The organism is Delftia sp. ZNC0008 (assembly GCF_000799035.1).
Lineage (GTDB): Bacteria > Pseudomonadota > Gammaproteobacteria > Burkholderiales > Burkholderiaceae_C > Comamonas > Comamonas tsuruhatensis.
The window spans coordinates 1-1,571 of record NZ_JTKZ01000282.1 but is presented as its reverse complement, the minus strand read 5'-3'; the positions used below and the strand labels follow the sequence as shown (position 1 = coordinate 1,571).

At 72.1% G+C, this 1,571-nt stretch carries 2 protein-coding genes; both read left to right on the top strand.

Annotation, left to right across the window (positions count from 1 at the left end; translation table 11 throughout):
- A partial coding sequence (locus tag L995_RS09385; protein WP_047471186.1) for an efflux RND transporter periplasmic adaptor subunit occupies positions 1-744 on the top strand: 744 nt, incomplete at its 5' end.
- Positions 744-1,571, top strand: an 828-nt coding sequence (locus tag L995_RS09380; protein ID WP_156136022.1) for an ABC transporter ATP-binding protein, incomplete at its 3' end; no start/stop codon positions are given. The genes L995_RS09385 and L995_RS09380, both read left to right, overlap by 1 nt.

Below are 1,571 nucleotides of genomic sequence, written 5' to 3'. Positions count from 1 at the left end.
GCAGCCGGCGCCCGCATGGAGCACCTGAAGGCCCAGATCGACCAGACCCAGGCCACGCTCAAGGCCGACGAGGCGCGCCTGGGCTATACGCGCATCTACGCGCCCATGGCGGGCACCGTGGTGTCGGTGGAGGCGCGCGAGGGCCAGACGCTGAACGCCACCTACCAGACGCCCAACATCCTGCGCATTGCCGACCTGTCGGCCATGACGGTGTGGACCGAAGTGTCCGAGGCCGACGTGCGCCGCGTGCGCGACGACATGCCGGTGTACTTCACCACGCTGGGCGGCGCCGACCAGGCCAGGCCCCGGCGCTGGTCCAGCAAGGTGCGCCAGGTGCTGCCTTCGCCCTCTACCAGCCAGGCGCCGGCCGGCGGCAATGCGGGCCAGGCGCCTGCGCCCGCCACCAAGGCCGTGGCCTATACCGTGCTGTTCGATGTGGACAACGAGGACGCCGAGCTGATGCCCCAGATGACGGCCCAGGTGGTCTTCGTCACCGGGCAGGCTGCGCAGGCGCTGACCGTGCCGCTGATGGCCGTGGCCGACAAGGCAGAAAAGGCCGAGAAGGCAGGCAGCACGCAGACCGTGCGCGTGCTGGACGCCAAGGGCCAGCCCGAGCAGCGCACCGTGCGCCTGGGCGTGCGCAGCCGCCACCAGGCCGAGGTGCTGGAGGGCCTGCAGGAAGGCGAGCGCGTCATCGTCGGCGAGACGCCTCTGGACCGTGGCCCGCGGTGGCTGCAATGGTGATGGCGCAGGGCATGCAGGCCGGCGCGCCGCTGGCCGCACCGCTGATAGAGCTGCGCGGCATCACCAAGCACTACGGCGGCGGCGACAGCGGCCAGCCCGCCGTCACCGTGCTGCACGGCATCGACCTGGAGATACGCGCGGGCGAGTTCGTGGCCGTGGTGGGCAGCTCGGGCTCGGGCAAGTCCACGCTGATGAACATCCTGGGCTGCCTGGACCGGCCCAGCGAGGGCAGCTACCACTTCCAGGGCCAGGACGTGGCCACGCTGGACTCGGACGCGCTGGCCTGGCTGCGGCGCGAGGCCTTCGGCTTCGTCTTCCAGGGCTACCACCTGATCGCCAGCGAAAGCGCCAGCGAGAACGTGGAAATGCCCGCCATCTACGCCGGCCTGCCCAAGGAAGAGCGCGTGCGGCGCGCCCGTGCGCTGCTGGAGCGCCTGGGCCTGGGCTCGCGCCTGGGCAACCGGCCCAACCAGCTGTCGGGCGGGCAGCAGCAGCGCGTGTCGATTGCGCGCGCGCTGATGAACGGCGGCCAGATCATCCTGGCCGACGAGCCCACGGGCGCGCTGGACTCGCACAGCGGCGCCGAGGTCATGGCCCTGCTGCGCGAGCTGGCCGACGCGGGCCACACCATCATCCTCATCACCCACGACCGCACTGTGGCCGCCCAGGCGCGCCGCGTGATCGAGATCAGCGACGGCCGCATCACCAGCGACAGCCGGCGCGACGATGCCGCAAATGGGGTGAATGCGGGCGCCGCTGCCCTGCCGCTCACGCCGCAGCGCGGCAGCGCCGGCGCGCCCTGGCTGGCCGAGCTGTTCGAGGCCGCG